The 7,457-nt window shown below is 43.2% G+C and carries 6 protein-coding genes and 1 pseudogene; all 7 read left to right on the top strand.

Annotation, left to right across the window (positions count from 1 at the left end; all coding sequences use genetic code 11):
* The first annotated feature begins 133 nt into the window (after positions 1 to 133).
* The 7 genes and pseudogenes from HT688_RS10585 (at position 134) to HT688_RS10555 (ending at position 7,404) form a co-directional block, all read left to right on the top strand.
* Positions 134 to 1,324 (top strand): annotated as a pseudogene (locus tag HT688_RS10585) (group II intron reverse transcriptase/maturase).
* A gap of 283 nt (positions 1,325 to 1,607) precedes the next feature.
* Positions 1,608 to 1,898, top strand: a complete 291-nt coding sequence (locus tag HT688_RS10580) for a thiamine-binding protein (RefSeq protein ID WP_000647658.1) — start codon at positions 1,608 to 1,610, stop codon at positions 1,896 to 1,898.
* The gene (locus tag HT688_RS10575) at positions 1,861 to 2,619 is read left to right on the top strand and encodes an ABC transporter permease (protein WP_165778281.1); all 759 of its coding nucleotides are present in this window, start codon (positions 1,861 to 1,863) and stop codon (positions 2,617 to 2,619) included. The genes HT688_RS10580 and HT688_RS10575 overlap by 38 nt, the downstream gene beginning before the upstream one ends.
* Before the next feature lie 37 nt (positions 2,620 to 2,656).
* Entirely contained in the window at positions 2,657 to 3,664 is a 1,008-nt protein-coding gene (locus HT688_RS10570; RefSeq protein WP_050261791.1) for an ABC transporter substrate-binding protein, read from the top strand.
* Positions 3,664 to 4,389, top strand: a complete 726-nt coding sequence (locus tag HT688_RS10565; RefSeq protein WP_000136235.1) for an ABC transporter ATP-binding protein — start codon at positions 3,664 to 3,666, stop codon at positions 4,387 to 4,389. Before HT688_RS10570 ends, HT688_RS10565 begins: the two co-directional genes overlap by 1 nt.
* 122 nt (positions 4,390 to 4,511) lie before the next feature.
* Positions 4,512 to 4,970, top strand: a complete 459-nt coding sequence (locus HT688_RS10560; RefSeq protein ID WP_050261787.1) for a CtsR family transcriptional regulator — start codon at positions 4,512 to 4,514, stop codon at positions 4,968 to 4,970.
* 1 nt (position 4,971) lies between these two features.
* Complete coding sequence (locus tag HT688_RS10555; protein ID WP_079252987.1) at positions 4,972 to 7,404, top strand: ATP-dependent Clp protease ATP-binding subunit; 2,433 nt, start codon at positions 4,972 to 4,974, stop codon at positions 7,402 to 7,404.
* Positions 7,405 to 7,457: the final 53 nt, after the last annotated feature.

The raw sequence follows: 7,457 nt of genomic DNA, 5'->3' as shown, positions 1-7,457 counted from the left end.
GAAGTAATCCTACTTCACTTGTGTCTGTAAAACGAACGGTCTGATAGAACTGGACTCTGTCACGTATTGACTAGATGAAGGTTCACCAATATAAGATGTCCCTCAGGCACCAAAACAAGAAAGGAATAGGCACATGTCAAAATTGCTAGATAAGATAGTATCACGCGAAAATATGCTGGAAGCCTACAATCAAGGAAAATCCAATAAGGGCTCAGCTGGGATTGATGGAATGACTATCGAAGAGATGGATAATTATCTCAGACAAAACTGGCGCCTGACTAAAGAACTGATAAAACAGAGGAAATACAAACCTCAATCAGTCCTGCGAGTTGAAATCCCCCAACCCAATGGAGGTGTCCTTCAGCTTGGGATTCCGACAGTGATGGATAGGATAATCCAACAAGCCATTGTCCAAGCTCTTAGAGTACTTAAATGACGGCTATGAGTGGATAGTGGATATAGACCTAGAGAAATTTTTCGATAGGGTTCCTCAAGATAGATTGATGTCCTTAGTACATAACATTATCGAAGACGGAGATAGGGAATCCTTGATTCGTAAGTATCTTCATTCAGGTGTTATCATTAATGGTCAACGTCATAAAACGCTAGTTGGCACACCACAGGGAGGAAATGTATCTCCTCTCTTATCCAATGTCATGCTTAATGAATTGGACAAGGAATTAGAAAAGAGGGGACTTCGATTTGTGCGCTACGCAGATGATTGTGTGATGACGGTCGGAAGCGAGGCAGCCGCTAAGCGTGTGATGTATTCAGTCAGTCGTTTTATTGAGAAACGGCTAGGTTTGAAAGTAAATATGACCAAGACTAAGATTACCAGACCAAGAGAGCTGAAATACTTAGGTTTTGGGTTCTGGAAATCATCAGATGGTTGGAAAAGTCGTCCCCATCAAGATAGTGTTCGGAGATTTAAGCTTAAATTGAAGAAACTAACACAGAGGAAATGGAGTATAGACTTAACAAGACGTATTGAGCAACTGAATTTGTCTATTCGAGGATGGATAAACTATTTCTCATTGGGAAATATGAAAAGTATTGTCACCAGCATAGATGAGCGCTTGCGTACTCGCCTACGAGTGATTATCTGGAAGCAATGGAAGAAGAAATCGAGACGACTATGGGGATTGCTTAAGTTAGGAGTTCCTAAATGGATAGCAGATAAGGTATCTGGCTGGGGTGACCATTATCAATTAGTAGCTCAGAAGTCGGTACTAAACGTGCTATATCAAAACCAGTCCTTGAAAAACGTGGACTGGTTTCGTGTTTGGATTATTACCTTGAACGACATGTGTTAAAAGTTAGTTGAACCGCCGTATGCCGAACGGCACGTACGGTGGTGTGAGAGGGGCTAGAGATTATCCCCTACTCGATTAAGCAATTTCCTTGACATTTTTCTTATTTTGCGCTATCATATATACATATAATATATGGGAGTCTGTGTACAGTCTGAGAGGAAGTGTTAAACTTCGACCGCACCTGATCTGGGTAATGCCAGCGGAGGGAACGATACTTAGTCTGATTTTGCACCTTTTCCATATATGGTAAAGGTTTTTCTTTTTGTCAAAGGAAAACGAGAAGAGGAGGTTTTTATGAAAGCAAGCATCGCCTTGCAAGTTTTACCCCTAGCACAGGGGATTGATCGGATAGCTGTTATTGATCAGGTCATTGCTTATCTGCAAGCTCAAGAAGTGACCATGGTGGTGACACCATTTGAAACGGTCTTGGAAGGGGAGTTTGATGAGCTTATGCGCATTCTAAAAGAAGCGCTGGAAGTGGCAGGGCAGGAGGCAGATAATGTCTTTGCCAATGTCAAAATAAATGTAGGAGAGATTTTAAGTATTGATGAGAAGCTTGAAAAGTATGCTGAGACGACACATTAGTCTATTGGGCTTTCTAGGAGTCTTGTCAATCTGGCAGTTAGCAGGTTTTCTTAAACTTCTCCCCAAGTTTATCCTGCCGACACCTTTTGAAATTCTCCAGGCCTTTGCTCGTGACAGAGAATTTCTCTGGCACCATAGCTGGGCCACGTTGAGAGTGGCTTTGCTAGGTCTAATTTTGGGAGTCTTGATTGCCTGTCTCATGGCTGTACTCATGGATAGTTTGACTTGGCTCAATGACCTGATTTACCCTATGATGGTGGTCGTTCAGACTATCCCGACCATTGCCATAGCCCCTATTTTGGTCTTGTGGCTCGGTTATGGGATTTTGCCCAAGATTGTCCTGATTATCTTGACGACCACTTTTCCTATCATCGTCAGTATTTTGGACGGCTTTAGGCATTGTGACAAGGATATGCTGACCTTGTTTAGTCTGATGCGGGCCAAGCCTTGGCAAATCCTGTGGCATTTTAAAATTCCAGTCAGCCTGCCTTACTTTTATGCAGGTCTGAGGGTCAGTGTCTCCTACGCCTTTATCACAACAGTGGTATCTGAGTGGTTGGGAGGCTTTGAAGGACTAGGTGTCTACATGATTCAGTCCAAGAAACTGTTTCAGTATGATACCATGTTTGCTATTATTATTCTGGTATCGATTATCAGTCTTCTCGGTATGAAGCTGGTTGATGTCAGTGAAAAATATGTTATTAAATGGAAACGTTCGTAGAATTAGAATGTTTCAAAAAAGAAAAGAGGAAATCAAAATGAAGAAAACATGGAAAGTGTTTTTAACTGTTTTAACAGCTCTTGTAGCTGTTGTACTTGTGGCCTGTGGTCAAGGAACTGCTTCTAAGGATAACAAAGAGGCAGAACTCAAGAAGATCGACTTTATCCTAGACTGGACACCAAATACTAACCACACAGGGCTATATGTTGCCAAGGAAAAAGGTTATTTCAAAGAAGCTGGAGTGGATGTTGATTTGAAATTGCCACCAGAAGAAAGCTCATCTGACTTGGTTATCAATGGTAAGGCACCATTTGCAGTGTATTTCCAAGACTACATGGCTAAAAAATTGGAAAAAGGAGCAGGAATCACTGCCGTTGCAGCTATTGTTGAACACAATACATCAGGAATCATCTCACGTAAATCTGACAATGTAAGCAGTCCAAAAGACTTGGTTGGTAAGAAATACGGGACTTGGAATGACCCAACTGAACTTGCTATGTTGAAAACATTGGTAGAATCACAAGGTGGGGACTTTGAGAAGGTAGAAAAAGTACCAAATAACGACTCAAACTCTATCACACCTATTGCCAATGGTGTCTTTGACACTGCTTGGATCTACTACGGTTGGGATGGTATACTTGCTAAATCTCAAGGTGTAGATGCTAACTTCATGTATTTGAAAGACTATGTCAAGGAGTTTGACTACTATTCACCAGTTATCATCGCAAACAACGACTATCTGAAAGATAACAAAGAAGAAGCTCGTAAAGTCATCCAAGCCATCAAAAAAGGTTACCAATATGCTATGGAGCATCCAGAAGAAGCGGCTGATATCCTCATCAAGAATGCACCTGAACTTCAGGAAAAACGTGACTTTGTCATCGAATCTCAAAAATACTTGTCAAAAGAATACGCAAGCGACAAGGAAAAATGGGGTCAATTTGATGCAACTCGCTGGAATGCCTTCTACAAATGGGATAAAGAAAATGGTATCCTTAAAGAAGATTTGACAGATAAAGGCTTCACCAACGAATTTGTGAAATAATGACAGAAATAAGACTAGAACACGTCAGTTATGCCTATGGTCGGGAGAGGATTTTAGAGGACATCAATCTGCAGGTGACTTCAGGTGAAGTGGTTTCTATCCTAGGTCCAAGCGGTGTTGGAAAGACCACTCTCTTTAATCTAATCGCTGGGATTTTAGAAGTCCAGTCTGGGAGAATTGTCCTGGATGGTGAAGAAAATCCCAAGGGGCGCGTGAGTTATATGTTGCAAAAGGACTTGCTCTTGGAGCACAAGACGGTGCTTGGAAATATCATTCTGCCCCTCTTGATTCAAAAAGTGGATAAGGCGGAAGCCATTGCCCGGGCGGATGAAATTCTTGCGACCTTCCAGTTGACAGCTGTAAGAGATAAATACCCTCATGAACTCAGTGGCGGGATGCGCCAGCGTGTAGCCTTGCTTCGAACTTACCTTTTCGGGCACAAGCTCTTTCTCTTAGACGAGGCTTTTAGCGCCTTGGATGAGATGACCAAGATGGAACTACACGCTTGGTACCTTGAGATTCACAAGCAGTTACACTTGACAACATTGATTATTACTCATAGTATAGAGGAGGCTCTTAATCTCAGCGACCGCATCTATATCTTGAAAAATCGCCCTGGGCAGATTGTTTCAGAAATTAAACTAGACTGGTCTGAAGATGAGGACAAGGAAGTCCAAAAGATTGCCTACAAACGTCAAATCTTGGCAGAATTAGGCTTAGAATAAGTAGAAAAATAGGGAGTTGGTGAAGATTATCCTTTACCAGCGCCCTTTTTCTTTTAAAAATGAGAAAATTTCGGTATAATAGTCAAAGATAGTCAAGGTTTAAAGAGAGAGGTGGGTTTGTAATGAGATTTAAAAATACATCGGATCATATTGAGGCCTACATCAAGGCGATTTTAGATCAATCTGGTATTGTGGAGTTGCAACGGAGTCAGTTGGCTGATACCTTTCAGGTTGTCCCTAGTCAGATTAACTATGTGATCAAGACACGCTTTACCGAAAGTAGAGGCTACTTGGTTGAAAGTAAGCGTGGTGGCGGAGGCTATATTCGTATAGGACGGATTGAGTTTTCTAGTCATCATGAAATGCTCAGGGAGCTGCTTTACTCAATTGGTGAGCAGGTCAGTCAAGAAATTTATGAGGATATTCTACAGCTTTTGGTTGAGCAGGAATTGATGACCAAGCAGGAGATGAATTTGCTTGTGGCAGTAGCTTTGGATCGCGTCCTAGGAGAAGAAGCTCCAGTCCTTCGAGCTAATATGCTACGACAGGTTATACAAGAGGTAGATAGAAAAGGGAAGTAAGATGAACTATTCAAAAGCATTGAATGAATGTATCGAGAGTGCCTACATGGTGGCTGGCCATTTTGAAGCTGGTTACCTAGAGTCTTGGCACTTGTTGATTGCCATGTCCAATCACAGTTATAGTGTGGCAGGGGCGACTTTAAACGATTATCCATATGAGATGGACCGTTTAGAAGAGGTGGCTTTGGAACTGACTGAAACGGACTATAGACAGTATGAAACTTTTACGGAGTTGCCGTTCTCCCGTCGTTTGCAGGTTCTTTTTGACGAAGCAGAGTATGTAGCGTCAGTGGTCCATGCTAAGGTATTAGGGACAGAGCATGTCCTCTATGCGATTTTGCATGATGGCAATGCCTTGGCGACTCGTATTTTGGAGAGGGCTGGTTTTTCTTATGAAGACAAGAAAGATCAGGTCAAGATTGCTGCTCTTCGCCGAAATTTAGAAGAACGGGCAGGCTGGACTCGTGAAGACCTCAAGGCCCTACGCCAACGCCATCGTACAGTAGCTGACAAGCAAAATTCTATGGCTAATATGATGGGTATGCCCCAGACTCCGAGTGGTGGTCTCGAGGATTATACGCATGATTTGACAGAGCAAGCTCGTTCTGGCAAGTTAGAACCAGTCATCGGTCGGGACAAGGAAATCTCGCGTATGATTCAAATCTTGAGTCGGAAGACAAAGAATAATCCTGTCTTGGTTGGGGATGCTGGTGTCGGGAAAACTGCTCTGGCGCTTGGTCTTGCTCAGCGTATTGCTAGTGGGGATGTGCCTGTGGAAATGGCTAAGATGCGCGTGTTAGAGCTTGATTTGATGAATGTCGTTGCAGGGACACGCTTCCGTGGTGACTTTGAAGAGCGCATGAACAATATCATCAAGGATATTGAAGAAGATGGCCAAGTCATCCTCTTTATCGATGAACTCCACACTATCATGGGTTCTGGGAGTGGAATTGACTCAACTCTGGATGCGGCCAATATTTTGAAGCCAGCCTTAGCGCGTGGAACTTTGAGAACGGTTGGTGCCACCACTCAGGAAGAATACCAAAAACACATCGAAAAAGATGCGGCCCTTTCTCGTCGATTCGCTAAAGTGACGATTGAAGAGCCAAGTGTGGCAGACAGCATGGCCATTTTGCAAGGCTTGAAGGCGACTTATGAGAAACATCACCGTGTGCAAATCACAGATGAAGCGGTCGAAACAGCCGTTAAGATGGCCCATCGTTACTTGACTAGTCGCCATTTGCCAGACTCTGCTATAGACCTCTTAGATGAAGCAGCAGCAACAGTGCAAAATAAGGCTAAGCATGTAAAAGTAGACGATTCAGGCTTGAGTCCAGCTGACAAGGCCTTGATGGATGGCAAGTGGAAACAGGCAGCTCAGCTAATCGCAAAAGAAGAGCAAGTGCCTGTCTATAAAGACTTGGTAACAGAGTCTGATATTTTGACTACCTTGAGTCGATTGTCAGGTATCCCAGTCCAAAAACTGACTCAGACTGACGCTAAGAAATACCTGAACTTGGAAGCTGAACTACACAAGCGTGTCATCGGTCAAGATCAAGCAGTTTCAAGCGTTAGCCGTGCTATTCGCCGCAATCAGTCAGGGATTCGCAGTCACAAGCGTCCGATTGGTTCTTTTATGTTCCTAGGACCCACAGGTGTCGGGAAGACCGAATTGGCCAAGGCTTTGGCAGAAGTTCTCTTTGATGACGAATCAGCCCTTATCCGCTTTGATATGAGTGAGTATATGGAGAAATTTGCAGCCAGCCGTCTCAATGGAGCTCCTCCGGGTTATGTGGGTTATGAAGAAGGTGGGGAGTTGACCGAGAAGGTTCGCAACAAACCATATTCCGTTCTCCTTTTTGACGAGGTAGAGAAGGCCCACCCAGATATCTTTAATGTGCTCTTGCAGGTCTTGGATGATGGTGTCTTGACCGATAGCAAGGGCCGCAAGGTTGACTTTTCAAATACCATTATCATCATGACGTCAAACCTTGGTGCGACAGCCCTTCGGGATGACAAGACCGTCGGTTTTGGAGCTAAGGATATTCGTTTTGACCAGGAAAATATGGAAAAACGCATGTTTGAAGAGCTGAAAAAGGCTTATAGACCTGAGTTTATCAACCGTATTGATGAAAAGGTGGTCTTCCATAGCCTGTCTAGTGACCATATGCAGGAAGTGGTGAAGATTATGGTCAAACCTTTAGTGGCAAGTTTGGCTGAAAAAGGCATTGACTTGAAATTACAAGCTTCTGCACTGAAATTGTTGGCAAATCAAGGATATGACCCAGAGATGGGAGCTCGTCCACTTCGCAGAACCCTGCAAACAGAAGTGGAAGACAAGTTGGCAGAACTTCTTCTTAAGGGAGATTTGGTGGCAGGCAGCACACTTAAGATTGGTGTCAAAGCAGGCCAATTGAAATTTGATATTGCATAAAAATGGAGAATCAGGAGTAATCTTGATTCTCTTTTGCCAAATTTCAAGTTCAA

This window comes from Streptococcus sp. 1559 (genome assembly GCF_013276735.1).
Classification (GTDB): domain Bacteria; phylum Bacillota; class Bacilli; order Lactobacillales; family Streptococcaceae; genus Streptococcus; species Streptococcus pseudopneumoniae.
This window is presented reverse-complemented; position numbering and strand designations above follow the sequence as displayed.